Source organism: Citricoccus sp., assembly GCF_035445025.1.
In the GTDB taxonomy this organism is placed as follows: Bacteria; Actinomycetota; Actinomycetes; order Actinomycetales; family Micrococcaceae; genus Citricoccus.
On record NZ_DAOMPX010000003.1, the window covers coordinates 50947 to 75873 of the forward strand.

The window sequence follows — 24927 nt, forward strand, 5'->3', positions numbered from 1 at the left end:
GCTCAGCCCCTGCGGGCCACGCTCAGGCGGTCCTGCTCCGAGCCCTGGTCCCCGGTCCGGTCCACCGTCACCGTGTCCCCGTCCGCGATCTCTCCGGACAGCAGGGCGCGGGCCAGCTGGTCGCCGATCTCCCGCTGCACGAGCCGGCGCAGCGGGCGGGCGCCGTAGGCCGGGTCGAAGCCGGTCAGCGCCAGCCACTCCCGGGCCGCGTCCGAGACCTCCAGGCTCAGCCGGCGCGAGGCCAGCCGCCGCGCGAGCGAGGCGACCTGCAGGTCCACGATCCGGGTCAGGTCCTCGATGGACAGCGCGTCGAACATGATGATGTCGTCCAGCCGGTTGAGGAACTCCGGCTTGAAGGACGCGTTCACCACCTTCATCACCGCCGCGCGCTTGGCCGCGTCGTCCAGCGCCGGGTCCACCAGGAACTGGGACCCCAGGTTCGAGGTGAGGATGAGGATCACGTTCCGGAAGTCCACGGTGCGGCCCTGGCCGTCGGTGAGGCGGCCGTCGTCGAGCACCTGCAGCAGGATGTCGAAGACCTCGGGGTGGGCCTTCTCCACCTCGTCCAGCAGGATGACCGAGTACGGGCGGCGCCGCACGGCCTCGGTCAGCTGGCCGCCCTCCTCGTGGCCGATGTACCCCGGAGGGGCACCCACGAGCCGGGAGACGGTGTGCTTCTCCGAGTACTCGGACATGTCGATGCGCACCATGGCGTGGTCGTCGTCGAACAGGAACTCCGCCAGCGCCTTGGCCAGCTCGGTCTTGCCCACGCCCGTGGGGCCGAGGAACAGGAACGAGCCGGTGGGCCGGTCGGGGTCGGAGATCCCGGCCCGGGAGCGGCGCACCGCGTCGGACACCGAGCTCACCGCCTGGCGCTGGCCGATCAGCCGTTCGCCGATGTGGTCCTCCATGGTCAGCAGCTTGTCCTGCTCGGACTGGAGCATGCGGCCGGCCGGGATCCCGGTCCAGGCGGAGATGACCTCGGCGATGTCATCGGCGGTGACCTCCTCGGAGACCATCGCCTGCTCGCCGCTGGGCGCGCCGGACTCGGCCTCCACCGCGGCCTGCAGTGCCTTCTCCAGCGCCGGGATCTCGCCGTAGAGGATGCGGGAGGCCTCGGCCAGGTCGCCGTCGCGCTGCGCCTTGTCCGCGGCCGAGCGCAGTTCGTCCAGCCGCACGCGCAGGTCACCGGCCTGGTTGAGGGAGGCCTTCTCGGACTCCCACTGGGCGTTGAGCGCGGCGAGCTGCTCCTTCTGGTTGGCCATCTCCTCGCGCAGCGCGGCCAGGCGCTCCACCGAGGCGGGGTCGGTCTCGTCCTGCAGGGCCAGCTCCTCCATGGTCAGGCGGTCCACCGAGCGGCGCAGCTGGTCGATCTCCTCCGGGGCGGAGTCGATCTCCATGCGCAGCCGGGAGGCGGACTCGTCGACCAGGTCGATCGCCTTGTCCGGCAGCTGCCGGCCGGAGATGTACCGGTCGGAGAGGTTCGCCGCGGCCACGAGGGCCGAGTCGGCGATGGCCACCTTGTGGTGCGCCTCGTAGCGCTCTTTGAGGCCGCGCAGGATGGCGATCGTGTCGTCCACGGAGGGCTCGCCCACGTAGACCTGCTGGAAACGGCGCTCCAGGGCCGGATCCTTCTCGATGTTCTCCCGGTACTCGTCCAGGGTGGTGGCGCCGATCAGGCGCAGCTCGCCGCGGGCCAGCATGGGCTTGAGCATGTTGCCGGCGTCCATGGCGCCCTCCGAGGCCCCGGCGCCGACCACGGTGTGGATCTCGTCGATGAACGTGACGATCTGCCCGTCCGAGGCCTTGATCTCCTCCAGCACGGCCTTGAGCCGCTCCTCGAACTCACCGCGGTACTTGGCCCCGGCGATCATGGATCCCAGGTCCAGGCTGATCAGCGACTTGCCGCGCAGCGACTCCGGGACGTCCCCGGCCACCATCCGCTGGGCCAGGCCCTCCACGACGGCCGTCTTACCCACGCCCGGCTCGCCGATGAGCACGGGGTTGTTCTTGGTCCGGCGCGAGAGCACCTGGACCACGCGGCGGATCTCGGCGTCACGGCCGATGACGGGGTCCAGCGTGCCGGCCCGGGCGATCTCCGTGAGGTCGGTCCCGTACTTCTCCAGCGCCTGGAAGGTGTTCTCCGGGTCCGGGGTGGTCACGCGCGTGTCCCCCCGGACCTCCTTGACCGCGGCGGACAGGGCCTCGAGGCTCGCACCGGCGTCCCGCAGGGCCGCCCCGGCCCGGCCGGCGTCCGCGGCCAGGCCCAGGAGCAGGTGCTCGGTGGAGACGTAGTCGTCCCCAAGGGCCTCGGCCTGCTGCTGGGCGGCCTGCACCGCGAGCAGCCCCTGGCGGGAGAGCTGCGCCTGGGCCACGGAGGTGCCGGAGGTGGCGGGCATCTGCTTGATGGCGGTGGACGCGGCGGTGGACACCACGTCCGGGTCGACGCCGGCGGCCTTGAGGACCGCGACGGCGACGGAGCCGCGCTGGTCCATGAGCGCCTTCAGCAGGTGGGCCGGCTCGATCTGCGGATTGCCGGCCGTCGAGGCGTGCATGGCCGCGGCGGACAGCACCTCCTGGCTCTTCGTGGTGAACTTCGCGTCCATGGCGTACTCCTCCCTCCCGGTCCCCCGGGCGGTCACTGGCGGAACGTGGATTCCTACTCGAACTTGAGTGTACTTGACTCAACCCTGCCGCGCACCGCGCTATTCCCCGGTTCAGGCGGCCATCGGCACCACCGTACGCGCGCGGTACCGGGCTGTCCCGGGGTCCCCGACGGCGGTGCGCGTCGACGGCGGACCCACTGGGCACTATCCTGACTGCCTTGGACCATCCCCGCTCCACGGAAGGCCGATCATGCCCCCCTCACGCGTCCGGCGACTCGCCGCGACCGCCCTCTGCGCCGGCACCCTGGCCCTGTCCGGGTGCGCGGTGCTCGGTCCGGCCGACTCCGGCGGCACCGGCAACGGCGGCGAGGTCGCCGTGAACGAGTCCGTCCCGCTGCTGAACCCCGGCCAGCTCACCGTCTGCTCGGACATCCCCTACCCCCCGTTCGAGTTCCAGCAGGGCGGCAAGACCGTGGGCTACGACATCGACATCGTGCAGCGCATCGCCGACGACCTCGGCGCGGAGCTGAGCATCGTGGACTCCTCCTTCGAGGCCATCCAGTCCGGCGCCTCGCTGACCGGCTGCGACGTGAACATCTCCTCGATCACCATCACGGACGAGCGCCGGCAGACGATGGCCTTCTCGATCCCCTACCTGGACGACGACCTCGTGCTCGTGGCCCCGGTCGACTCGGGCATCACGGACCTGGAGTCCGCGCAGGGCAAGCGCATCGGCGTCCAGCAGGCGACCACCGGCGAGTTCTTCGCCGAGGAGAACGGCCTGGACATCGTGCAGTTCGAGGACGGCGGCATGCAGGTCGAGGGCCTGCGCTCCGGCAGCGCGGACGCCGTGCTCGGCAACGGATCGGTGCTGCTCTACCAGCTCAAGGACGACCCGGCCTACGAGGTCGTGGAGACCTTCGAGACCGGTGAGCAGCTGGGCATGGGCATCTCCCCGGACAACGCACTGCTGCTGAGCTTCGTCAACCAGACGCTGCTCGACATGGAAGAGGACGGCACCCTGAACGAGTCCCGGGTCCGTTGGTTCGGCGAGGAGGCCGCGCAGTGAGTGAGAACCAGCCCGGGCACGCCCCGGTCCCGCAGCCGGAGCCCGGCGCCGGCTCCGCCCCGGCGACGTCCCGGGACCCGGACGCCGCCCGGCCGGGTGGCGCGCGCCGCCGTCGCCGGATCTCCCTGGGCATCCAGGCGGCGGTCTTCGTGGCGGCGATCATCGTCGTCCTGCTGGCCGTCGACTGGCAGACCGTGGGCGAGTCGGTGTTCAACTTCGCCGCGGTGGCCCCGATGTTCCCGGACATCATCCTCATCGGGTTCGGCAACACGCTGCTCTACACCGCGACCTCGTTCGCCGTGGGCCTGGTGGGCGGCATCGTGCTGGCCCTGATGCGGATGTCCGCGTTCCCGCCCTACCGCTGGCTGGCCACCGTCTACACCGAGTTCTTCCGCGGCGTGCCCGCCCTGCTGGTGTTCCTGGCCTTCGGCTACGGCGTGCCCTTCGCCTTCGGGGTGCAGTGGCCGATCCCGGTCGTCGTCATGGCCTCGCTGGGCCTGGTGTCCGCCGCCTACATCTCGGAGACGCTGCGGGCCGGCCTGCAGGCCGTGCCGAAGGGCCAGTACGAGGCCGCCCGCTCGCTGGGCATGCCGGGCTGGCGGGCCATGGTCACGATCGTCATCCCGCAGGCCTTCCGCCTCGTGCTGCCGCCGCTGACCAACGAGGTCATCCTGCTCACCAAGGACTCCTCCCTGGTCTACGTCCTGGGCCTGGCCGCCCACGAGTTCGAGCTGACCAAGTTCGGCCGGGACGGGATCACCGCCCTGGGCGCCGGCCTGACCCCCGTGCTGGTGGCCGGGCTGATGTACCTCATCATCACGGTGCCGCTGTCCCTGCTCGCCCGCCGCTTCGAGTCCCGCGGGGCTCGCCGCTCCCGGTCCTGACGGCCCGGACGACGATCCCGAGAAAGCCGATCCCATGACGAATCCCTCCCCCGCCTCCCCGGCCGCCGGCACCGTCCACGCCTCCGGCGTCTCCATCACCGGACTGAACAAGTCCTTCGGCTCCAACCACGTGCTGAAGGGGATCGACCTGACGGTCGCCCCCGGCGAGGTGGTCTGCCTGATCGGCCCGTCCGGCTCCGGCAAGTCCACCCTGCTGCGCTGCGTGAACCTGCTGGAGGTCCCCGACTCCGGGACCGTCACCGTGGGCGGGTTCGAGGCCACCGACGAGGACGTGGACCTCAACGCCATGCGCCGGCACGTGGGCATGGTCTTCCAGCACTTCAACCTCTTCCCGCACCTGACCGTCCTGGAGAACTGCACCGTCGCCCAGGTCAAGGTGCTGCACCGGGGCAAGGCCGAGGCCGCCGACGTCGCGAGGACCAACCTCGAGCGCGTGGGGCTGGCCGGGATGGAGGGACGCTACCCGGACCAGCTCTCCGGCGGCCAGCAGCAGCGCGTGGCGATCGCCCGCGCGCTGTCCATGGACCCGCAGCTGATGCTCTTCGACGAGCCGACCTCCGCGCTGGACCCCGAGACCGTCGGCGAGGTTCTGGCGGTGATGCGCCGGCTGGCCGGCGTGGGGATGACGATGCTCGTGGTCACCCACGAGATGAGCTTCGCCCGCGAGGTGGCCGACCGCGTGGTGTTCATGGACGGCGGCGTAGTGGTCGAGCAGGGCCCGGCCGCCCAGGTCATCGGGAACCCGCAGCAGCCGCGCACCCAGGACTTCCTGGCCCGCGTGCTGAATCCCACCGACGTCGAGTTCTGAGCGGGCTTCGGCGGGCTACGCTCGTCCCATGCCCAGTCACCTGTTCCGCCGCCCGGCGCCGGAGCGCACCTACCGGCGCCCCCGGGTGACCCTGTTCCACGTGGTCCGGCGCACCGTCATGAAGCTGGTGGACATGCAGGTCTGGGACGTGGCCGGGTCCATGGCCTTCTACTCGCTGCTGTCCGTGGTGCCGGCCGCGATCGCCGTGGTGTCCATCGTGTCCCTGCTGGGCCTCGAGGACGAGACGGTGCACACCGGTGCCGAGCTGCTGCACGAGCTGCTGCCGGGCCTGAACCCGGACGTGGTCACGGCGGCGCTGCTGGCCCTGGCCAACACCGACGGCGGCGTGCCGGGCGTGGTGCTCGGGCTGGTCGGCTCGATCATCGCCGCCTCCAACGTGTTCGCCTCCTTCCACCGGGCCATGCACCGCATCCACGACACCCGCGAGGGCCGCAGGTTCCTGTGGTTCCGGACCGTGATCTTCGTCGAGACGCTGACGCTGATGATCGCCGTGATCGCCGTGCTGCTGCTCGTGCTGATCGGCGGCGGGCTCTCGGAGCGGCTCGGGGACCTGCTGGGCCTGCCCGCGACCACCGTGGCCGCCTGGAACCTGCTGAAGTGGCCGGTGATCCTGGCGCTGATCGCGTTCGCCGTCACCGTGGCCTACCACTGGGGGCCCAACGTGGTGCAGCCGCACTTCCGCTGGATGTCCTGGGGCGGGCTCGCGGCCGTGCTGATCCTGTTCGCCATGACCGTGCTGCTGGGCTGGCTGGCCGAGCGCTTCGGCACCTTCGACCGGATCCTGGGCACCCTGAACGGCCTCGTGGTGATCATGATGGTCGTGTGGATCAGCTACATCGTGCTGGTGGCCGGGGCGGCCTTCGACGCCGAGCTGCTGCGCGGGCGCCAGCTGGCCGCGGGGCTGCCCGCGGCGGACGTGCTGCAACTGCGCACCCGCCACACCGGGGTGCTGGAGTTCCTCGACGAGGACACCGCCAGGGCACGCGCCACGGCCCGCGCGGTGGCACGGTCGGCGCGGACCGGCGAGCCCGTGACGATGCCGGCCAGCCCGTGGCTCGCCGAGGCCGACACGTTCTGGTCGGTCGACGCCCTGGACCGGGAGGTCTCGACCGGGCAGCCGTATGACGCCGGGAACCACGCCGGGTAGATCCAGTCCTGGCCCCCGCGCCCACGGGTGCCCCGGCCGAGGCTCACCGGCTACGGTGATCCCATGACCTACTCGCCCGGACCCCACGACCTGACCGCACTGATCGGCAGCACCCTGGACGCCGCCCGGGCCAATCCGCACGGCCGGCACGGGGACCTGCTGCTGCGCGACGGCCATTTGCGCCAGTCGATCATCGCGCTGACCGACGGCGCCCGGCTGGCCGACCACAACGCCCCGCCGGCCGCCACCCTCCAGGTGCTCCAGGGCTCCCTGGAGGTCACCGCCGGGACCGGGGGTGACCAGCGGCTGGGCGTGGGGCAACTGGTGCAGCTGACCAAGGAGCGCCACGGCGTGCTCGCCCTCGAGGACAGCGTGTTCCTGCTGACCACCGTCACCGGGGTCGAGGAGGAGAGCCACGGCTGACCGGCCCACGGCCGGCGGAGGGGCCCGTCAGGACGTGGACGGTACGCGGACGGGCCGCGGTGACTGCGGTGACTCCCGGGCGGTTCAGAGCCGGAGCAGTCCGGGCTCGTCCAGCACGGTGACCCGGTTGCCGCGGCCCAGGGTGATCAGTCCCCGGTCCGCGAGCGCGTGCAGGCGCCGGGACAGGGTCTCCGGGGTGGTGCCGAGGTAGGAGGCGAGGTCCTTCTTGGGCATCGGCAGCCTGTACCCGGCCCCCGGTGCCGCGCCGGCCTCCGCGGCGGCGGCCACGAGGTACTCCCCCAGCCGGGACTCCACGGAGCGGCCGGTGATCTCGGCGACCTGGTGCTCGGTCGCCTCCAGCCGGTGGGCCACCGTCCGCAGCATGGTCATCGCCACCCGAGGGTAGTCCGCCAGGAACCGGTCCATGTCCGCGCGCGCCAGGGAGCAGACCTGGGCGTCCGTGGCCGCCACGGCCAGGGAGGTGACCGGTTCGTCGCTCAGCAGTGCGTGCTCACCGGTGAAGTCCCCGGGGGAGAGCACCCGCAGCAGCTGCTCGTTGCCGTTCTCCAGCACCCGGGACTGCCTGACCCGTCCGGAGTGCACGATCTGCAGGCCGGGGCTGTCCCCGATCGAGTAGACCACCTCGCCGCGCCGGTAGGGCCGGGTGATGACGCGTTCGGCGATCCGGTGCCGGTCCTCCTCCTCCACCCCGCTGAACAGCGGGACCGAGGACACGCAGGCGAAGCGGTGCTCGTGATCGAGCAGGTCCCCCTCGTCCGGCCTCACCTCGGGCCTCACCTCCCGCTTCACCCCCGGCCGTCCTCCTCCGGACCGCTCGTGGTGGGCTCCACGGGCGTGTAGTGGTCCCGCTGGTGCGGGTGGAAGTCGGCGAAGTCCACGGCGTCCACGTCGTCGCCGTCCAGGGCGGCCTGCAACCGGTCCAGGTAGTACTCCCAGCCGGGGCCGACGTCGGGGGCCATCTGCTCGAACCCGGAGATCGGCTGGGTGAAGACCAGCGCGGTGCCCGCCCCGGTGTCAGCGGAGTCCAGGGTGAGGCGCAGGCGCCAGGCCGCCCCGGACGGGTCCTGCAGCACCACGTGGAGGCGGTGGGGCCGCTCGCAGGCCTCGATGGTGCACTCCCCCGGCTGGTCCGGGGCCTCGACCATGGCCAGCCGGACGCTGCCGGTGGCCGGGTCCCCGGTATAGGTGCCGTACCACCTCGAGAGCAGGCCCGGTTCGGCCAGGTGGTTCCACACGTCCTCGACCGCGTGCGGCAGTATCCTGGTGATCTGGATGGCCCGGCCCTCGGGCCCGTCGATGATCCGGCCGGTGGGCTCGCGCGTGGTGCCTGGGGTGCTCATGCGGCCATTCTGGCACGCTGGGACCATGACGAACCCAGCCCTCACCTCCCCGTACTTCCCGGACGAGCGCTCCATGCACGAGCGGATGCTCGCCGGGGAGCCGTACCTCGCCGACGACCCCACGCTGGAGGAACTGAACACGCGCGCCGAGCTGCTCTCCGAGCGGTACAACGCCACCACGGTCACCGAGCTCGCCGAGCGCCGGGACCTGCTCGGTGAGCTGCTCGGCACCCGGGGGGAGGGCATCGTGATCCGTCCGCCGCTGCGCGTGGACTACGGCGTGAACCTCCACGTCGGGGACCGCACCTTCGCCAACTTCAACCTCGTCGCCCTGGACTGCGCGCCGATCCGCATCGGTGCGGATGCCCAGATCGGCCCGAACGTGCAACTGCTCACGGCCACCCATCCCCTGGAACCGGGTCCCCGCCGGGACAAGTGGGAGGGCGCCCAGCCGATCACCATCGGGGACAACGTGTGGCTCGGTGGCGGCGTGATCGTGGGCCCGGGCGTCACCATCGGGGAGAACACCGTGGTCGGCGCCGGCGCGGTGGTCACCTCGGACCTGCCGGCGAACGTGGTGGCCGTGGGCGTGCCCGCACGCGTGATCCGCGAGCTGCCCGCGGATCCCGACGGCGGCTGGTCCCGGATGGCGGTCGAGGGCGACTAGCCCCCGGCCCGGGGGCCGGAGGACCCGGCGGGGTAGTCCAGCAGCGGGGCGGCCCCGGAGCCGTAGGCGGCGGTGATGCCCTCGGTGATGCGCCAGCCCTGTTCGGCCCCCTCGCCGCTGACGGTGAAGGCCCCGCGGCCCGCGAGCACCCGGTGCAGCAGGGAGCCGTAGGCGGTGAGGCCGGGCTCGGGCAGTTCGGAGCACAGCACGGTGCGGGTCATCCCGCGGGAGTCGAACGGCCCGCCGGCGTTGAGCTCCAGCGCGATCCGCTCGTCCTCGAAGCCGATCCGGAGCACGTTGGCCGGCGGTGGCCCGCCCGCCGGGACGTGCCCGGCGTCCAGCGGCGGGCGGCGGAACACCACCGAGATCTCCTGGCGCGGGGAGCCGATGGCCTTGCCGGAGCGCAGCACCACGGGCACCCCGCTCCATCGCCGGGAGTCCACCTCCACGATCACCTGCGCGAACGTCTCGGTCTGCCGCGAGGCGTCCACGCCGTCCTCGTCCACGTAGGAGGGCAGCGTGCGCCCGTCCACGGTGCCGGCGGTGTACCGGCCACGGACCACCACGGGGACGTCCACGCCGTGGTCGGGCCCGTCAGGCCCGTCCGGCCACAACCGGGTGGCCCGCAGCACCTGTTCGGTGCCGGCCGGGACCGCCACGCCGTCGAACCGCTCCGGCGGGTCCATCATCACCAGGGCCATCACCTGGAGCAGGTGGGACTGGATCATGTCCCGGGCCGCCCCCGTGCCGTCGTAGAACCCGGCGCGGCCCTCCAGCCCCAGGGTCTCGTCGTAGGTGATCTCGATCCGTTCCACGTGGTCCCGGTTCCACACCGGTTCCAGGATGCGGTTGGCGAAGCGCAGCCCCACCAGTCCGAGCACCCCGGGCGTGGCCAGGAAGTGGTCCACCCGGAACACCCGCTCCTCGGGCAGGAACCCGGCCAGCAGGTCGTTCAGGCGCCGTGCGGACTCCTGCCCGGACCCGAAGGGCTTCTCCAGCACCAGGACGGTGTCCGGGGGCAGCCGTCCCTCCGCGTGCAGTCCCGCCAGCTCCCGGCAGGCGTCCTCCGTGACGCCCGGGGGCAGCGCGAAGTACAGCCCGGTGGGACCCTGCGCCGCCGCCAGCAGGGCGGCCAGGTCCCCGGCGTCGGCGGCGTCCCCGGTGACCCAGCGGACGGACTCGAGGGTGGCCCGCACCGCGGGGAGCCCGAGCTGGACCTCGTCCAGCACCTCGGCGAAGGCCTCCCGCACGGTGGCGGCGAAGTCCACGTCCTCGGTCCGGCCGACGCCGATCACGGTGATCCCGTGCTGGGGTACCCCGGCGGCCAGGCAGGTGGCCAGTCCCGGCAGCAGCAGCCGGCGGGTCAGGTCCCCACCGGCTCCCAGGATGGCGAGGGTGCCCAGGTCCGGTGCCCCGGGGCCGGGGCCGGGGACGTCCTGGCCGGCAGGGACGTCGGCGGGATCGGCATCGCTCATGGTGCCACCGTAGCGCCGGACGCGGCCCGTCGGGGCAGGGTCGTGGGGGGCAGGGTTGCCGGACGCGCCAGGGGCCCGCCCCGGCAGAACCGGGACGGGCCCCTGGCGGCGACCCTCAGGGCATCAGATGCTCTTGCGGGTCTCCTGCAGCTTCTTGCGGGCCGCGCGCAGCGCCTGCGTCTGCTCCTCGCGGGCCTTGTTGATGGCCTCGGCCTTGGCGTCCGCGGCGGAGCGGATGGCGTCGGCCTTGACCTCGGCCGCGGCGGTGAGCTTCTTGGCGCGGCGGGCGGCGGCGGCGTTCTTGCGGCCGACCCGGTTCACGGCGCCGTCCACCATCAGGGCGGTGCCGATGCCGAAGAGGAACACGTCCTTGGCCACGGCGGTGCCCTGCTCGGTCGGCCGGATGCCGTCGGGCTCCGTCATGCCCTCGGTGTTCTTGTACATCGACAGCAGCCCCGTGGAGAAGGCGGTCAGCGCGGCACCGGCGAGCCAGCCCGGCACGAACGGCAGCAGCAACGCGGCACCGACCCCGAGCTCCCCGGCGATGAGGAACTGCTTGAACTGCTTCGGCGTCATGTCCTTCAGGAACGGCACGCCGTTGGCGGCCAGGTCCCGCATCTGCTCGGCCTGTTCCTCCGAGATCTTGGTCTTGTTGATCCCCGAGTTGAGGATGAAGGCGCCGGCGGTCAGCCGGAGCGGGATCTGCGCGATGCTCATGGGGTGGTCCTTCCGGTATTCGGGCTCGTTCCTGTCTCACCTTATAACCACCCGGGGGCAGAAGTGCACGTGCCGGTGAACGCGCGATACTGGGGACATGACCGAGAACCTCTGGGCCCGGATGGTGGCCAACGATCCCGAGCACTCCCGCCGCTACGCAGAGCGCTGGCGGTCCCTGGCCGCCGAGGGCATGGACCTGCACGGCGAGGCCCGGTTGGTGGACGCCCTGTGCCCCCGGGGCGCGCGCGTCCTGGACGCCGGCTGCGGCACCGGCCGGGTGGGCGGGTACCTGGCCCGCGCGGGGCACCGCGTCACCGGTGTGGACCTGGACGAGCACCTGATCGACGTGGCCCGCGAGGACCACCCGGACGCCGACTGGTACGTGGCCGACCTGGAGACCCTGGACGCGGCCACCCTCGCCGAGCTGGGTGAGGAGGAGCCTTTCGACCTGATCTTCTCGGCGGGCAACGTCTTCGGCTTCCTCTCCCCCGGGTCCCGGCAGGACGTGCTGCGCCACCTGCACGCCGCCCTGCGGGACGGCGGTCGCGCGGTGGTCGGCTTCGGCGCGGGGCGCGGCTATGACTTCGAGGAGTTCGTGGACGACGCCGGCCAGGCCGGGTTCCGGCTGCAGGGCCGGTTCGCCACGTGGCAGCTCGACGAGTTCACCCCGGAGGCGGACTTCCTGGTCGCGCTGCTGGTGCGCTGAGGGCCCGGGGTCACTGCTCCTCGGCGCCGAAGGCGTCCTGCGCGGCGTCCATGAGCCCCTCGATGCTGAGCCTCACCATGCCCATCATCGCCCGCTGCACCCGGGCGGCGGCGTCGCGGTCCTCCCCGGCCAGCAGTTCCGGCAGTACGGTGGGGACCACCTGCCAGCGCATCCCGAAGCGGTCCTGGAGCCAGCCGCAGGCGACCTCCGTCCCGCCGCCGGCCGTGAGCGCGGACCAGAAGTGGTCCACCTCCTCCTGGTTCCCGCACAGCACCTGCAGGGAGACGGCGTCGGTGTACGGCACCGGCCGGGCGGGGTCGTTGAGCGCGACGAAGCGCTGGCCGTCCAGGGTGAAGGACACCGTGAGCACGTCACCGGCGCGCAGGTGCACCTGGTCCCCGCCGGGGACCACGTCGATCGCGCTGCGCCGGATCTCGTCCAGGTGGGTGTCGGGCCGGTAGGCGGAGAACGCGTCCACATAGAACCGCGCGGCCTCCTCCGCCTGCCCGGTGGACCACAGGCAGGTGACCAGCTGGGACCGGGATCCTGACTCGGTCATGACGGTTACCCTTCGTCGGCGTTGTGATCCATTGTCACGCCGCCCGGGCCCTGAGCACCACCTTGCGCAGCTCGCCGGACCACAGCACCCCGGAGGCCAGCGCCAGGCACGCCAGCCACTGGTCCCAGCCCAGGGCCGCCGTGCCGAAGGCACCCTGCAGCAACGGCAGGTGCACCACGAGGACCTGGGTCACCGCGCCGAAGGCGATCGCCGCCCACAGCCAGCCGTTGGTGAACAGCCGGTGGAAGGCGGAGACGGTCTCGGACCGGGAGTTCAGGGCATTGAACAGCTGGGCGAACACGAGCGTGGTGAACGCGGCGGTGCGCGCCACCTCCACCGTCTCCGCGCCCTCCACCAGTCCGCCGGGCAGGTGGAGGTCGATCGCGAACAGGGTGACCACGGCCATGACCAGCCCGGTCCAGAGGATCCCGGCCCACATCCGCCCGTCGACCACCCGGTCCCGCACCCCGCGCGGCGGCCCGGCCATGACGTCCTCCGCCTCGGGGTCCACGCCCATCGCCAGGGCCGGGCCGGAGTCGGTGATGAGGTTGATCCACAGGATCTGGGTGGCCAGCAGGGGCACCACGATCCCGTCGTCGTGCCCGGCCAGGCCCAGGAACCCCGCCAGGAGCACACCCAGGAACATGGTCAGGACCTCCCCCGTGTTGGAGGACAGCAGGTAGCGCAGGAACTTCCGGACGTTCCCGAAGATCACCCGGCCCTGGCGCACCGCGGCGACGATGGTGGTGAAGTCGTCGTCCGTGAGGATCATGGCGGCGGCCTCCTTGGAGACCTCCGTGCCCGTGATGCCCATGGCCACCCCGATGTCCGCCTTCTTCAGGGCCGGGGCGTCGTTCACGCCGTCGCCGGTCATGGCCACCACGTGGCCCTCCGCCTGCAGGGCCTCGACGATGCGCAGCTTGTGCTCGGGGGCGACCCGCGCGAACACCGTGGCCCGCCGTGCCGCCGCCCGCAGTTGCGCCGCGTCCAGGGCGTCCAGTTCGGGACCGGTGACCGCCCCCTGCCCGGCGTGCGCGATCCCCAGGTCCTGGGCGATCCGCAGCGCCGTGGCCGGATGGTCGCCGGTGATCATCACCACGCGGATCCCGGCCCGGCGGGCCTGCGCCACCGCCTCGGCGACCTCGGAGCGCGGCGGGTCGATGATCCCCACCGTGCCGACGAAGATCAGGTCCTGCTCCAGCGCCAGGCCCGCCCCGGCGTCGAAGGCACCGTCCGGGCCGACCGCGCCCGCGTACTCGAGGACGGTCAGCGGCCGGTACGCCACGGCCAGCGTGCGCAGGGCCTCGCGGGACATCGACTCCACGTCGGCGGCGACGGCGGCCCGGTCGGCCTCGGTGAGCGGGGCCACCTCCAGCCCGGTGCGGACGCGGGTGCAGTGGCGCAGCAGCACGTCCGGCGCCCCCTTGGCCACCAGGACCGGCCGGCCGGCACCGGGCCAGCCGGCGTCCGCCGGAGCGCCCGGATCCGTGTGGTCCCGGTCGTCCACGATGACCGACATCATCTTGCGCTCGGAGGTGAAGGGCACCTCCGCCACGCGCTCGAACCGCGCCTCGCGCATCCCGGACAGCCCGGCCTTGCGCTCGGCCACGACGAACGCCGCCTCGGTGGGATCACCGACCACGACCCAGTGCCCGTCCTCGTCCTGGCGGACCTCGGCGTCGGAGGCCAGGGTGCCGCCGGCGAGGACCACGATGTCCTCCTCGCGCAGGTCCAGCTCCGGGTCGTTCTCCAGCAGCGGGGTGCCCTCCAGCAGCACCTCCCCGCCCGGGGCGTAACCCACCCCGGTGACGTGCGACTCCCCGGAGGAGGACCGGACCTTGAGCATCGTCATCTCGTTGCGGGTCAGGGTCCCGGTCTTGTCCGAGCAGATGACGGAGGCCGAGCCGAGAGTCTCCACGGAGGCCAGGTCCTTGACGATCGCATGGCGACGGCTCATCGCCTGCACGCCGAGCGAGAGCACCACCGAGAGCACGGCCGGCAGTCCCTCGGGCACGGCCGCCACCGCCAGGGAGACGCCGACCAGCAGCACGTCCACCGCGTCCTGCAGCGAGGAGACCCCGCTCGTGAACGCGATGGCCGCCATCACCACCACGGCGATGACGACGACCGCGATCCCCAGGGTCCTGCCGATCCCGTCGAGCTCCCGCGTCAGCGGGGTCGGTTCCCGCTCCGTGCCGGCCAGCAGCGCGGCGATGTGCCCCATCTCGGTGTCCATGCCGGTGGCCGTCACCACGGCCCGGCCGACCCCCTGGGTCACGGCGGTGCCCTTGAAGACCATGTTGACCCGGTCGCCCAGGGGCACGGCCGCCTCCAGGACGGCCGTGGACTTGGTGACCGGGACGGACTCCCCGGTCAGGGCGGCCTCGGCGACCTGCAGCGAGGAGGCGCTCAGCAGCCGGGCGTCCGCGCCCACCGAGTCACCCTCGGCCAGGACGAGCAGGTCCCCGGGCACCAGGTCCGTGGCGGGGACCCGTTCGGTGCGGCCGTCCCGGACGACCGAGACGGTCACGGCGGTGAGGTCCTGCAGTGCCGCCACCGCGTCCGCCGCCCGGGCCTCCTGGACGTGACCGAGGACGGCGTTGAAGACCACGATGACGGAGATGACCGCGGCGTCGACCGGCACCCCCGCGGCACCCTCCACCGCCCAGACGAGCAGGGAGACCGCCACGGCGGCCAGCAGCAGGTAGATCAGCGGGTCCGTGAACTGGCGCAGGAACCGCCTCCAGCCGGGCTCGGGCGGGGCCGTGGCCAGCTCGTTCGGCCCGTACGCCCCGAGCCGCCCGGCGGCCTCCGCGGCGGACAGCCCGCGGTCCGGGTCCGTGGCGACGTGCCGGACGACGTCCTCCGCCGCGGCCTGCGTCCAGTCCCGTCCGGCGGCCGGGGTCGCGGCGGCCACGTGCTGCGGGTCGGCGTCCTGCGCCATGGGCCCTCCTGGACTGGGCTCGTCGGGGATTCTGGGGCGCAGGATACTCCCCCGGCACGACGGGCGCGTGACGGGCGGGCGTCGGCCGGTTCAGGCGTAGGTGGGGACGATGGTGCGGCGGATGGCCTGGGCGATGCGTGAGTAGTCGGCCAGCGGGTCCTTGCCCAGCACGGCCGCCCAGTAGTGCAGCATGTCCTCCATGTACCGGTGCCCGTGGCCCCCGGGCACCGCCACGGACTGCGGCATGTCCGAGGCGACCTGCCAGAACGTCACCCACGGCATCCAGCGCAGGTTCCGGGACACGTCCAGCCCCGCCCTCTCCTTCGCCCAGTCGGGCTTGCGCCACAGCAGCTCCGGGCTCCACCACACCACGGGGTCGGAGGCGTGCTGGGCCACCACGATCCGGGTGGCGTCCCACGCACCGAACGGGACCCCGTTGTAGTCGGTGACCAGGTCCTCGGGGCGCGTGGCGAACCGGACGTGCCGGCCGTCGTCGACCACGGGCGCGATCTCGGGGGTGCCGCGCCTACGGAACGGGGCGAGGGACTGCCAGAAGGCGGTGAACCGCGGCAGCCCGGACCAGACGGCCCCGTCCACGCGGGCGATCATGTCCTCCAGGTCCTCGAAGGCCTCGGTGCCCCCGAGGGCCCCGAGGGACTCCCCGCCGACCAGCAGCTTCGGCCGGTGACCCGCCGGAAGCCTGTCCAGTTCGGCCTCGATGGCGGTCAGCAGGGTGTCCGCGGCGAGCACGGGCGTGGCGCGGTCGGCGAAGAACGCCACCCCCGAGGGCAGGTAGGTGTACTGCATCGAGGCCAGGGCGCAGTTGCCGCCGGTGAGGAACTCCACCGAGGACGCGGACCACTCCTGCAACCAGCCGGTGCCCGTGGTGGTCAGCACCAGCAGCACCTCACGCTCGAAGGCGCCGGTGCGCCGCAGCTCGGCGACGACGGCCGCCGCCGTGCCCTGCAGGTCCCGGCCCTCCTGCCAGCCGGCATAGGCCCGGATCGGGGTCATCGCGGGCTCGCCGGTGGCCTCGGCGATGTCCACGGCCCGCGGGCCGTCCGAGACCACGGCCTGACCCTTGGCCCCGAGCGAGGCCCAGGACTCGTGGGACGCCGCGGAACCGGAGCGTTCCGGCTCGATCGGTGGCACCCGGCCCGGCAGCAGCCTCGAGTTCGTCTCCTGGGCCGCCCTGGACAACCGTTCCAGCAGCCGGCGGTAGACCACCTTGTCCAGCACGAAGGCCGTGCCGGCGGCGGTGGCCCCGGCGCCGACGGCGGTCGCGACCGGGGCGGGCAGGACCGGCGTGAGGGCCCGGGAGGCGGTGCCGGCCACGCCGTGGACGCCGCGTCCGATACCGACCAGCCCGGCCGTCAGGGCGAGCCCGCCGGCGACGCCGAGGACGTGTTCCCGGGTCCGGACGGGACGGGTCTCCATCAGCCCGGCGATCTCCGCCTGGGCCTTGAGGCTGCGCAGCCAGGACAGTCCGCTCACCCCGAACATGAACCACGGGGCGGCCTTCCGCAGCGGCCCGATCCGTTCCGGGTCCACCGTGACCGAGATGCCCAGGGCGCGGCCGGCGCCGCGCACCGCCGCGCGGCCGGTGGCCCCGACGGCGTAGCCGAAGGTCTGGGAGACGGCGGTGGCGATGGACGTCATCCACCAGGTCCGTGGGATGAAGCTGGGCGACAGCGACACCCAGCTCATGACGTGGGCACCGGCGATGCCTGCCCCGTCAGGTCTGAACCGCATGGTCCCCATTATGCCCATCCGATCAGGTCCGATGCCCCCCGCCCGCCGGCCGCCTGCCTGCCGGTTCGGCGATCGGAGGCCATCCCGGGGACAATGGGATCCATGACCTCACCTGTATACGCCGGCCTGTCCTCCGTGTCCTCCGCGCCGACCGTGCTCGCGAGCGCGGCCGGCAGCGGATCGGGCGGTGGGGAGTCCTACGGCTGGCTCGGGGACATCGTGGTGACGATCATGGAGGCCATCGGCCCCATCGGCGTGGCCCTGGCCGTCTTCGCCGAGAACCTGTTCCCCCCGATCCCGTCCGAGCTGATCCTGCCCCTGGCCGGGTTCACCGCGGCCGGCGGGGCGTTCGGCCCGTGGGAGGCCACCATCTGGGCGACGGTCGGTTCCGTCGTGGGTGCCCTGATGCTCTACGGCATCGGTGCCTGGCTGGGCCGTCGCCGCATGTACCGGATCGTCGACTGGCTGCCCCTGGTGGACATCGAGGACGTGGAGAAGACCGAGCGCTGGTTCAACAAGTACGGCTACTGGACCGTGTTCCTGGGCCGGATGGTGCCGATCTTCCGCTCGCTGATCTCCATCCCGGCCGGTATCGAGCGGATGAACCTGGGGCTGTTCACCCTCTACAGCCTGCTGGGCTCGGCGATCTGGAACACGATCTTCGTCTGGGGCGGATTCCTGCTCGGGGACAACTGGCACCTGGTCTCGGACTACGCGGACGTCTTCTCCAACATCGTGATGATCGCCGTGATCGTGTTCCTGGCCTGGTGGATCGTCGCCCGCGTGCTGCGCAACCGCCGCCGCGCGCGGGACCCGCACTTCGTGGCGCCCTCGGCCGAGGCCGCCGCCGCCCGCATGGACGAGCTGCTCGGGGAGCCGGGCCGGCGCCGCTGAACCGGCCGGAGACCGGGGCCCGCCGGTTCAGCGGTAGCCGACCGGTGCCGCGGGGACGTACCTCGGCAGTGACCGCGCCTGGCCGGAGCTGACGATGCGCTTGCCGAGCGGCAGCAGGGAGACCGGGATCATCCGCAGGTTCGCGATCCCCAGCGGGATGCCGATGATGGACAGGAACATCGGGATGGACGTCAGGACGTGCCCGATCGCGATCCACAGCCCGGCCACGACCAGCCAGATGATGTTGCCCAGGCCGGACCAGAAGTCCCCGCCGGGCCGTTCGTCCACGACCACTCGCCCGAAGGGCCACAGGGCGTAACCGGCGATCCGGAACGAGGCGATGCCGAACGGGATGGTGACGATGAGGACGCAGCACACGATCCCGGCCAGCGCATAGCCCAGGGCCAGCCAGAACCCGCCGAAGACCAGCCAGATGATGTTGAGCACGAGGTTCAGGGCACGGTTCATGTCCCCATCGTCCCAGCCTGGCGCTACGCTGACGAGTGCCAGGCCGCCGACCCGAAAGAACCTCATGTCAGAGCGCAGTCCGCGACGTCCGCAGCTCGGCTCCGGGGCTGGGCGCCCCCTCGCCCGTCCCGCCAGCCCGTCCCGACTGGCCCGCGGCGTGACCCTGGGCGTGACGGTCGCCCTACTGCTGTCCACCACCGGTTGCCTGGGCCCCTCCCGCCCCTCCCCCGAGGACGCCGCGACCGCCCTCGGCGCGGGGATCGCCACCGGTGACGTCGGGGTCCCCCTGACGGACGCTGGCCGTTCCGTCCCCTCCGCCGTCCTCGGGGCGCTCCCCGCGGCGCTGCGCCCCGGGGAGGCCACCGTCACCGTGACCACGGACGCCGTCACCGTGCACGAGGACGACCCGGACCGGGCCACCGCGCAGTACACCGTCCGGCGCGACCTCGGCGCCCTGGGCCTGGAGGGCCAGGAGTGGACCTACCGCACGGACGCCGAACTCGTCTGGGACGAGGACGGCCGGCAGTGGCGCGCGGACCTGCGGCCCGATGACCTCGTGGCCGGCCTGGCCCCCGGGGGCACCGTGACGGTCCGGCGCACGGAGGCGGACCGCGGGGACATCCTGGACGCCGCCGGGAAACCGCTCATGACGGAACGGGACGTGGCCGTAGTCGGCCTGGACAAGGCCCGCATCGAGCCGGACGAGGTCGCCGGCTCCGCCCGGCAGGTGGCCGAACTGGCCGAGGTGGACGCGAAGGCCTTCGTGGCCCGCGCCGAGGCCGCCGGGGACCAGGCGTTCGTGGAGGCCATCACCCTGCGAGCCGACGGGTCCACCGACATCCCCGTGGACGCGCTCGCGAGGGTCCCGGGCGGGCGGGTCATCGAGGACACCGCCGTCCTGGCACCCAGCCGCGCCTTCGCCCGGGACGTGCTGGGCACCTACGGGGAGCCCTCCGCCGAGCAGGTGGAGGACTCGGACGGGCAGCTGGAGGCCGGCGTCGCCGTCGGGCTCTCCGGCCTGCAGTCCACGTGGCAGGACCACCTGGCCGGCACTCCCGGGATCACCATCACGGTCGACAACCCCGACGAGCCGGAGAACCCCGACAGCGCCGACGACGCCGGGTCCGGGGCCGGGCCCGCGGCGCCCGGCCCGGACGTGACCGCCTTCGAGGCCGGGCCCGTGGCCGGCACGGCCCTGTCCTCCACCCTGGACCGGAGGATCCAGGCGGCGGCCGAGAAGGTGGTGGGCGCCTCCGAGGTCCCGGCCGGGCTGGTGGCGATCCGCCCCTCCGACGGTCACGTGCTGGCCGCCGCGTCCGGGCCGGAGGGATGGCCGGTGGCGGTGTCCGGGTCCTACGCGCCGGGTTCGACGTTCAAGGTCGTCACCGCCCTGGCGCTGCTGAGGTCCGGCCTCGCCCCCCAGGACCCCGTGCAGTGCCCGGCCACCCTCACCGTGGGCGGCATGGTCGTGGGCAACTACGACGGCTACCCGGACGCCTCGGTGGGCACCATCCCGTTCGCCGAGGCCTTCGCCGAGTCCTGCAACACCGTCTTCGTCGGTGCGCACCAGGAGGTCTCGGCTGCGCAGGAGGCGGAGGCGGCACAGGCCCTGGGGCTGGACCCGGACCCGGTGACCGGGCTCGACGCCGCCTTCCTCGGGTCCGTCCCGGACGACTCCACCGGCACCGAGCACGCGGCCAACCTCTTCGGCCAGGGCGTGGTGGAGGCCTCGCCGCTGGGCATGGCCACGGTGGCGGCCTCGGTGGCCGCCGGGCGGACCGTGCGTCCCGTGTTCGTGTCCGATCCGGCCGTGGACACCGCGGCGCCCCCGGCCACGGGGGTCACCGAGGCGGAGGCGGGGCGGTTGCGGTCCCTGATGTCCGGCGTGGTGGAGACGGGCACCGCGGAGATGCTGCAGGACGTCCCCGGTGCCCCGGTGCTGGCCAAGACCGGCACGGCCCAGTTCGTGGCCGACGGCGAGGACCTCGCCCACACCTGGCTCATCGCGATCCACGGGGACCTGGCCGTCGCGCTGTTCTTCAACGAGGGCCTCGGCGGCGGGCACGACAACGGTCCGGTCGTGCGGGACTTCCTGACCGCGGTGGAGAAGATCGTCCCCTCGGAGTGATCGGACCCCGGCGGCGGTAGCCTTGAAGGCCTGATGAGCAGCGACCAGACTCCCCCCGAGCACCCCGCCCCGGCGCAGCACGCCCACGGCCACAACCCCCACCCGGACCCGGACCTGTACCGCACCGAGCCGGTCTCCTTCGTGCGCCGCGGGGAGCGGTTGAACCCGCGGCGGCAGAAGACGTGGGACCGCGCCCGCGGCACCTACATCGTGGAGGTCCCCCGGCACCACGCCACCACCTCCGTGGCGGCCGGCACCGAGGTGGACTGGTCCGCGGTGTTCGGCCGCAGCGCCCCGCTCGTGGTGGACATCGGCTGCGGCCTCGGGGAGTCGACGGTCCAGGGTGCCGTGGACCGTCCCGAGGCGGACTTCGTGGCCGTGGAGGTCTACACCCCGGGCCTGGCCGCGCTGCTGATGGAGATCGAGGACCGCGGTCTCACCAACGTCCGCGGTGTGCAGGCCAACGCCCCGGAGGTGCTGGACCACCTCCTGGCCCCCGGGTCCGTGCAGGAGGTCTGGGTGTTCTTCCCGGACCCGTGGCACAAGACGCGCCACCACAAGCGCCGGCTGGTCTCCCCCGCCTTCGCCGACCGCGTGGCCCGCGTCCTGGCGCCCGGCGGCGTGCTGCGGCTGGCCACCGACTGGTCCAGCTACGCCGTGCACATGCGCCGGGTCATGGAGGGGCACCCGGAGTTCGCCAACCTGTATCCGGGGCGTTCCGCCGGCCAGGAGTCCCCGCTGACCCGGGTGCGGGTCGAGGGCCGGGAACTGCAGGTCGGCGCGCAGCCGATCACCCCGGACTCGCTGGGCTCGCGCGCGGGGCTGAGCGAGGCGGCCGCGGGGGCCGGCGTCGAGGACCCGGTGGACCACGCCGGCGGCTGGGCACCGCGCTTCGACGGCCGCCCGTTGACCAGCTTCGAGGCCAAGGCCCTGCGGGCCGGTCGCCTCGTGTTCGACCTCGCCTACCGCCGCCGCTGAGGGTGCGCGCCCGGCCCCGGCTTTGCGGCCCGGCGCGTCACCGGGGATACTTGGACGCCGAACCACCGACCACCGACCGTGGACCCCCGGGCGCCAGTCCTTCGCCCGCCGGGCGTCGGCCGCCGTCGTGAGGGCCGGGTCATGACGAAGGGACCCCGGGTGCCTGACGCCTCGTCCTCCCCCGCACCACACGACCGATCCACCGCGGCCTCTCCCGCCGGCCCGCCGGCGGACGCCGCGCAGGACGCCGGGGCCAGCACCGGCGCCGTCGGCCTCTACCCGCACGACATCCACCCGGGACTGGTCCCCGGGATCGGGGTGGACGAGCAGCGCAACCGCTTCGGGCTGGACTGGGTGGTCTTCGGGATCACGGCGGCGCTGATCGTCGCCTTCGTGGCCTGGGGCGTCACCGCCCCGGAGTCGGTGGGCCAGGTCTCGGCCACCGCCTTCGGCTGGGCCATGACCAACGCCGGCTGGCTGCTCAACATCACGCTGATGGTCTGCGTGGTCGTCATGGTGGTCCTGGCCTTCGGGCGCTTCGGCCGCATCCGGCTGGGCAAGGACGACGAGGAGCCCGAGTTCTCCCGGTTCTCCTGGGTCGCCATGATGTTCTCCGCGGGCATCGGCGTGGGCATCTTCTTCTTCGGCCCCTCCGAGCCGCTGGCGTACTACACCTCTCCCCCGCCGCACACGGTCGAGGCCGGCACCTCGGAGGCCCTGCACCAGGCCATGGCCCAGTCGCACTACCACTGGGGACTGCACGCCTGGGCGCTCTACGCGCTGGTGGGCGGCGCCATCGCCTATTCCTCCTACCGACGCGGCCGCGTCTCGCTGGTCAGCTCGGTGTTCCGCTCGCTGTTCGGTGAACGGCACACCGACGGGGTGGCCGGCAAGATCGTGGACATCTTCGCCATCATCGCCACCCTGTTCGGCACCGCCGCGACCCTGGGCATCGCCGCCATCCAGATCGGCGAGGGCGTGTCGATCATCTCCGGGGCGGGTCCGCTGGGCAACACCGCGTTGCTCGTCATCATCGCCGTGCTGACCCTGGCCTTCATCGTCAGCGCCGTGTCCGGGGTGACCCGGGGCATCCGCTACCTCTCCAACATCAACATCACGCTGACCCTGGGCGCGGTGCTGTTCGTCTTCATCGCCGGGCCCACGCTGTTCCTGCTCAACCTCGTCCCCTCCGGCGTCATGCACTACTTCGACGAGATGTTCGCGATGATGGGCAAGTCGCTGTCCTGGGGTGCGGAGGCCGTGGAGTTCCAGTCCGCCTGGACCGCGTTCTACTGGGCCTGGTGGATCGCGTGGACGCCGTTCGTGGGCATGTTCATCGCCCGGATCTCGCGCGGGCGGACCCTGCGTGAGTTCGTGCTCGTGGCCATGGGGGTGCCCACGGCGATCCTCGTGCTGGCCTTCTCGATCTTCGGCGGCACCGCGATCTGGATGAACACCCAGGGCGTGCCCGGCTTCGACGGCAGCGCCACGCCGGAGCAGGTGCTGTTCAGCATGTTCGGCCAGTTCCCGCTGAGCCAGTTCACCCCCTTCGTACTGATCACCATCCTGGCCATCTTCTTCGTCACCTCCGCCGACTCGGCCTCCGTGGTCATGGGCACGATGTCCTCTCGGGGCACGCCGGCGCCGCGGACCTGGGTCGTGGTGTTCTGGGGCCTGTGCATGATGGGCATCGCGGTGGTGATGCTGCTGACCGGGGGCGAGACCGCGCTGACGGGTCTGCAGAACCTGACGATCCTCATCGCCCTGCCGTTCTCGATCGTGCTGCTGCTGATGATCGTGGCGTTCATCCGTGACCTGATGACCGACCCGGTGGCGATCCGCCGGGACTTCGCGGTCACCGCCCTGTCCAACGCCGTCCGCCGCGGCATCGAGGACCACGGTGACGACTTCGAGCTGTCCGTGCGCCGGGCCCCCGCGGGCCGCGGTGCCGGGGCCGACTTCGACTCCACGGCCGAAGAGGTGACGGAGTGGTACCGCCGCACGGACGAGGAGGGCAACCCCGTGGAGTACGACTACGAGACCGGCACCTACGCCGACGACGCCGCGGACCCCGCCTCCGGTGCGGGTTCCGGCCCGACGGAGGGCCCGGTCGAACCGGCCCGCGCCTGACCCCGCGCCCGACCCCGCCGGACCCCGCGTCCGCGGCGCGGGACCTCCGCGCCGGCGGGCCCGGGCGGGAGGTGTCAGTCGAGGGGCAGGCCCGCGGTGGCGCGGGCGATGCGGTACAGGGAGGCCGTGCCCGCGTCCCGGTAGCCGTGACCGCGGCGGAACGGGCCGGCGCCCGGACGGAAGCGGGAGGTGTTGTGCCCGACGGCGGCGGCCAGGTCCAGCGCCTCGTCCGCCGCGATCGTCAGCCGGGTCATCTTCGTCCACGGCCTGCGGCCGGAGAGCCGGAACCCGAGCCAGGACAGGTAGTCCGAGTCCGTCAGCGCGAAGTAGACCTGGTCCCGCGTCAGTCCGAGCAGGTGCGGGTTCCCGGCCAGGTCCCGGGGAAGGCCCACGGCCCCGGACACCACGAGCGCGTCCACGGACCGCGGTGGCCTGCGGCGCTGCAGCATCTGCAGGGCCCGGGCGGCCACGATGCTGCCGTAGGAGTGTGCCTCCACGGCGGTGTGCGGGAACGGGTCCGTGGCCCCGGAGCCCTGGCGGTCCCCGGGGCCGTCCGCGGCGATCCGCTCGCGGTAGTCGTACCAGCCGGCCATGTGCAGGGCGAGCCGGGCGCCGCCGCGCAGGGCATGCCGGCCGGAGAGCGCTCCCCACGGCCCCGGCGGCTGGTAGCCCAGCCAGCTCACCACGCAGGGACTGGCCGCCCCGGCCTCACGCTGGGCGGCCCACAGCTGACCGGCCTCCCGCGCGCTGCCCCACATGGCCGAGTGCACGAAGATCCCCATCCCGGAGACCTGCCAGGTCAGGTGGGTGGCGTCGGCCGGCTCCCCGACGGCGACGACCCCGGCCGCCGGGCGAAGGGCGTTGCCGAGGTCGTAGGCGAGCAGGACGCGGTCGGGGAAGGAGGGGTCCATGGCACCGGGCTTGAGCGCGTGGACGATCCCGTCGAGGGCGGCCCGCTGCTTGGGTCCGAGCAGGTGGCGGCGGCGCATGTCCGCCCGCAGCCGCTCGCGGGTGGCCCGCCGCTCGACGGGGTCCCAGATGTCCCGCCGGGCGACCTGCGCCGGGCTCAGTTCTTCGGCTTCCACACCAGGACCCCGGACACGGTCCGGGCCGAGGGGGTGAGTGCCGACGACGACGACGGGCCGGCGGTGAGGGCGGCGGCCGGGCGC

General features: G+C 72.8%; 21 protein-coding genes. 11 read left to right on the forward strand and 10 right to left on the reverse strand.

Features of this window, described 5'->3' with window-relative positions; all coding sequences use genetic code 11:
- Nucleotides 1–2: 2 nt before the first annotated feature.
- Nucleotides 3–2606: an ATP-dependent chaperone ClpB gene (gene clpB, locus PLJ28_RS01985; protein WP_183527824.1), complete on the reverse strand. Its 2604-nt coding sequence runs from the start codon at nucleotides 2604–2606 to the stop codon at nucleotides 3–5.
- Nucleotides 2607–2856: 250 nt separating this feature from the next.
- Here clpB and PLJ28_RS01990 point away from each other — a divergent pair, with 250 nt between their 5' ends.
- The 5 genes from PLJ28_RS01990 to PLJ28_RS02010 all read left to right on the forward strand — a co-directional run bounded on the left by PLJ28_RS01990 (nucleotide 2857) and on the right by PLJ28_RS02010 (nucleotide 6979).
- Nucleotides 2857–3675 (forward strand): ABC transporter substrate-binding protein, encoded by an 819-nt coding sequence (locus PLJ28_RS01990; protein ID WP_183527826.1) that lies wholly within the window; start codon nucleotides 2857–2859, stop codon nucleotides 3673–3675.
- A gap of 119 nt (nucleotides 3676–3794) precedes the next feature.
- Nucleotides 3795–4559 carry an amino acid ABC transporter permease gene (locus PLJ28_RS01995; protein ID WP_183528575.1) on the forward strand — a complete coding sequence of 255 codons (765 nt, stop codon included), beginning with the start codon at nucleotides 3795–3797 and terminating at the stop codon, nucleotides 4557–4559.
- A 34-nt stretch (nucleotides 4560–4593) separates the two neighbouring features.
- Nucleotides 4594–5388 carry an amino acid ABC transporter ATP-binding protein gene (locus PLJ28_RS02000; protein WP_255459478.1) on the forward strand — a complete coding sequence of 265 codons (795 nt, stop codon included), beginning with the start codon at nucleotides 4594–4596 and terminating at the stop codon, nucleotides 5386–5388.
- Nucleotides 5389–5416: 28 nt separating this feature from the next.
- A complete protein-coding gene (locus tag PLJ28_RS02005; RefSeq protein WP_183527828.1) occupies nucleotides 5417–6556 on the forward strand; it encodes a YihY/virulence factor BrkB family protein in 1140 nt (379 codons plus the stop codon).
- Between the two features lie 63 nt (nucleotides 6557–6619).
- A complete protein-coding gene (locus tag PLJ28_RS02010) occupies nucleotides 6620–6979 on the forward strand; it encodes a cupin domain-containing protein (protein WP_183527830.1) in 360 nt (119 codons plus the stop codon).
- Between the two features lie 84 nt (nucleotides 6980–7063).
- On the opposite strand, the gene PLJ28_RS02015 is transcribed toward PLJ28_RS02010, so the two are convergent.
- Entirely contained in the window at nucleotides 7064–7789 is a 726-nt protein-coding gene (locus PLJ28_RS02015) for a Crp/Fnr family transcriptional regulator (protein ID WP_298044138.1), read from the reverse strand.
- Nucleotides 7786–8340 (reverse strand): SRPBCC domain-containing protein, encoded by a 555-nt coding sequence (locus PLJ28_RS02020; RefSeq protein WP_183527832.1) that lies wholly within the window; start codon nucleotides 8338–8340, stop codon nucleotides 7786–7788. The genes PLJ28_RS02015 and PLJ28_RS02020 overlap by 4 nt, the downstream gene beginning before the upstream one ends.
- 25 nt (nucleotides 8341–8365) lie before the next feature.
- On the opposite strand from PLJ28_RS02020, the gene PLJ28_RS02025 reads away from it, so the two are divergent.
- Complete coding sequence (locus PLJ28_RS02025) at nucleotides 8366–9007, forward strand: sugar O-acetyltransferase (RefSeq protein WP_255459479.1); 642 nt, start codon at nucleotides 8366–8368, stop codon at nucleotides 9005–9007.
- Here PLJ28_RS02025 and PLJ28_RS02030 read toward each other — a convergent pair.
- Both PLJ28_RS02030 and PLJ28_RS02035 read right to left on the reverse strand, forming a co-directional pair.
- Nucleotides 9004–10482, reverse strand: a complete 1479-nt coding sequence (locus tag PLJ28_RS02030; RefSeq protein WP_183527834.1) for a glucose-6-phosphate dehydrogenase — start codon at nucleotides 10480–10482, stop codon at nucleotides 9004–9006. The two genes, PLJ28_RS02025 and PLJ28_RS02030, sit on opposite strands and share 4 nt — an antisense overlap.
- Nucleotides 10483–10605: 123 nt before the next feature.
- Nucleotides 10606–11199, reverse strand: coding sequence for a hypothetical protein (locus PLJ28_RS02035; protein WP_183527836.1), 594 nt, complete (start codon nucleotides 11197–11199; stop codon nucleotides 10606–10608).
- Between the two features lie 97 nt (nucleotides 11200–11296).
- On the opposite strand from PLJ28_RS02035, the gene PLJ28_RS02040 reads away from it, so the two are divergent.
- Nucleotides 11297–11905: a class I SAM-dependent methyltransferase gene (locus PLJ28_RS02040; protein ID WP_183527838.1), complete on the forward strand. Its 609-nt coding sequence runs from the start codon at nucleotides 11297–11299 to the stop codon at nucleotides 11903–11905.
- 10 nt (nucleotides 11906–11915) lie between these two features.
- Here PLJ28_RS02040 and PLJ28_RS02045 read toward each other — a convergent pair whose 3' ends face one another.
- From PLJ28_RS02045 to PLJ28_RS02055, 3 genes are all read right to left on the reverse strand, one after another.
- Nucleotides 11916–12464, reverse strand: coding sequence for a VOC family protein (locus PLJ28_RS02045; RefSeq protein WP_298044136.1), 549 nt, complete (start codon nucleotides 12462–12464; stop codon nucleotides 11916–11918).
- 34 nt (nucleotides 12465–12498) lie between these two features.
- Nucleotides 12499–15408 carry a cation-translocating P-type ATPase gene (locus tag PLJ28_RS02050; protein ID WP_324589857.1) on the reverse strand — a complete coding sequence of 970 codons (2910 nt, stop codon included), beginning with the start codon at nucleotides 15406–15408 and terminating at the stop codon, nucleotides 12499–12501.
- Nucleotides 15409–15498: 90 nt separating this feature from the next.
- On the reverse strand, nucleotides 15499–17160 hold the full coding sequence (locus PLJ28_RS02055; protein WP_183527845.1) for an alpha/beta-hydrolase family protein: 1662 nt from the start codon (nucleotides 17158–17160) through the stop codon (nucleotides 15499–15501).
- Between the two features lie 102 nt (nucleotides 17161–17262).
- On the opposite strand from PLJ28_RS02055, the gene PLJ28_RS02060 reads away from it, so the two are divergent.
- Nucleotides 17263–18054, forward strand: coding sequence for a DedA family protein (locus PLJ28_RS02060; RefSeq protein WP_183527846.1), 792 nt, complete (start codon nucleotides 17263–17265; stop codon nucleotides 18052–18054).
- Between the two features lie 27 nt (nucleotides 18055–18081).
- On the opposite strand, the gene PLJ28_RS02065 is transcribed toward PLJ28_RS02060, so the two are convergent.
- A complete protein-coding gene (locus PLJ28_RS02065; RefSeq protein WP_183527848.1) occupies nucleotides 18082–18522 on the reverse strand; it encodes a YccF domain-containing protein in 441 nt (146 codons plus the stop codon).
- A gap of 64 nt (nucleotides 18523–18586) precedes the next feature.
- Between PLJ28_RS02065 and PLJ28_RS02070 the strand changes: the two genes are divergently transcribed.
- The 3 genes from PLJ28_RS02070 to PLJ28_RS02080 all read left to right on the forward strand — a co-directional run bounded on the left by PLJ28_RS02070 (nucleotide 18587) and on the right by PLJ28_RS02080 (nucleotide 23758).
- Entirely contained in the window at nucleotides 18587–20650 is a 2064-nt protein-coding gene (locus PLJ28_RS02070; protein ID WP_183527850.1) for a penicillin-binding transpeptidase domain-containing protein, read from the forward strand.
- 33 nt (nucleotides 20651–20683) lie between these two features.
- Nucleotides 20684–21628, forward strand: a complete 945-nt coding sequence (trmB, locus tag PLJ28_RS02075) for a tRNA (guanosine(46)-N7)-methyltransferase TrmB (RefSeq protein WP_183527852.1) — start codon at nucleotides 20684–20686, stop codon at nucleotides 21626–21628.
- Nucleotides 21629–21769: 141 nt separating this feature from the next.
- Nucleotides 21770–23758, forward strand: a complete 1989-nt coding sequence (locus PLJ28_RS02080) for a BCCT family transporter (protein WP_183527853.1) — start codon at nucleotides 21770–21772, stop codon at nucleotides 23756–23758.
- Between the two features lie 74 nt (nucleotides 23759–23832).
- Here PLJ28_RS02080 and PLJ28_RS02085 read toward each other — a convergent pair whose 3' ends face one another.
- A complete protein-coding gene (locus PLJ28_RS02085; RefSeq protein WP_298044134.1) occupies nucleotides 23833–24843 on the reverse strand; it encodes an alpha/beta hydrolase in 1011 nt (336 codons plus the stop codon).
- Nucleotides 24844–24927: the final 84 nt, after the last annotated feature.

Excerpts from the sequence above, each read along its gene's own strand:
- PLJ28_RS02010 (WP_183527830.1), top strand. The coding sequence starts at position 6,620 with ATGACCTACTCGCCCGGACCCCACGACCTGACCGCACTGATCGGCAGC.
- clpB (WP_183527824.1), bottom strand. The coding sequence starts at position 2,606 with ATGGACGCGAAGTTCACCACGAAGAGCCAGGAGGTGCTGTCCGCCGCG.
- PLJ28_RS02030 (WP_183527834.1), bottom strand. The coding sequence starts at position 10,482 with ATGAGCGATGCCGATCCCGCCGACGTCCCTGCCGGCCAGGACGTCCCC.
- PLJ28_RS02065 (WP_183527848.1), bottom strand. The coding sequence starts at position 18,522 with ATGAACCGTGCCCTGAACCTCGTGCTCAACATCATCTGGCTGGTCTTC.
- PLJ28_RS02055 (WP_183527845.1), bottom strand. The coding sequence starts at position 17,160 with ATGCGGTTCAGACCTGACGGGGCAGGCATCGCCGGTGCCCACGTCATG.
- PLJ28_RS02000 (WP_255459478.1), top strand. The coding sequence starts at position 4,594 with ATGACGAATCCCTCCCCCGCCTCCCCGGCCGCCGGCACCGTCCACGCC.
- PLJ28_RS02005 (WP_183527828.1), top strand. The coding sequence starts at position 5,417 with ATGCCCAGTCACCTGTTCCGCCGCCCGGCGCCGGAGCGCACCTACCGG.
- PLJ28_RS02045 (WP_298044136.1), bottom strand. The coding sequence starts at position 12,464 with ATGACCGAGTCAGGATCCCGGTCCCAGCTGGTCACCTGCCTGTGGTCC.
- PLJ28_RS02025 (WP_255459479.1), top strand. The coding sequence starts at position 8,366 with ATGACGAACCCAGCCCTCACCTCCCCGTACTTCCCGGACGAGCGCTCC.
- PLJ28_RS02080 (WP_183527853.1), top strand. The coding sequence starts at position 21,770 with ATGACGAAGGGACCCCGGGTGCCTGACGCCTCGTCCTCCCCCGCACCA.
- PLJ28_RS01990 (WP_183527826.1), top strand. The coding sequence starts at position 2,857 with ATGCCCCCCTCACGCGTCCGGCGACTCGCCGCGACCGCCCTCTGCGCC.
- trmB (WP_183527852.1), top strand. The coding sequence starts at position 20,684 with ATGAGCAGCGACCAGACTCCCCCCGAGCACCCCGCCCCGGCGCAGCAC.
- PLJ28_RS02070 (WP_183527850.1), top strand. The coding sequence starts at position 18,587 with ATGTCAGAGCGCAGTCCGCGACGTCCGCAGCTCGGCTCCGGGGCTGGG.
- PLJ28_RS02050 (WP_324589857.1), bottom strand. The coding sequence starts at position 15,408 with ATGGCGCAGGACGCCGACCCGCAGCACGTGGCCGCCGCGACCCCGGCC.
- PLJ28_RS02035 (WP_183527836.1), bottom strand. The coding sequence starts at position 11,199 with ATGAGCATCGCGCAGATCCCGCTCCGGCTGACCGCCGGCGCCTTCATC.
- PLJ28_RS02040 (WP_183527838.1), top strand. The coding sequence starts at position 11,297 with ATGACCGAGAACCTCTGGGCCCGGATGGTGGCCAACGATCCCGAGCAC.
- PLJ28_RS02060 (WP_183527846.1), top strand. The coding sequence starts at position 17,263 with ATGACCTCACCTGTATACGCCGGCCTGTCCTCCGTGTCCTCCGCGCCG.
- PLJ28_RS02020 (WP_183527832.1), bottom strand. The coding sequence starts at position 8,340 with ATGAGCACCCCAGGCACCACGCGCGAGCCCACCGGCCGGATCATCGAC.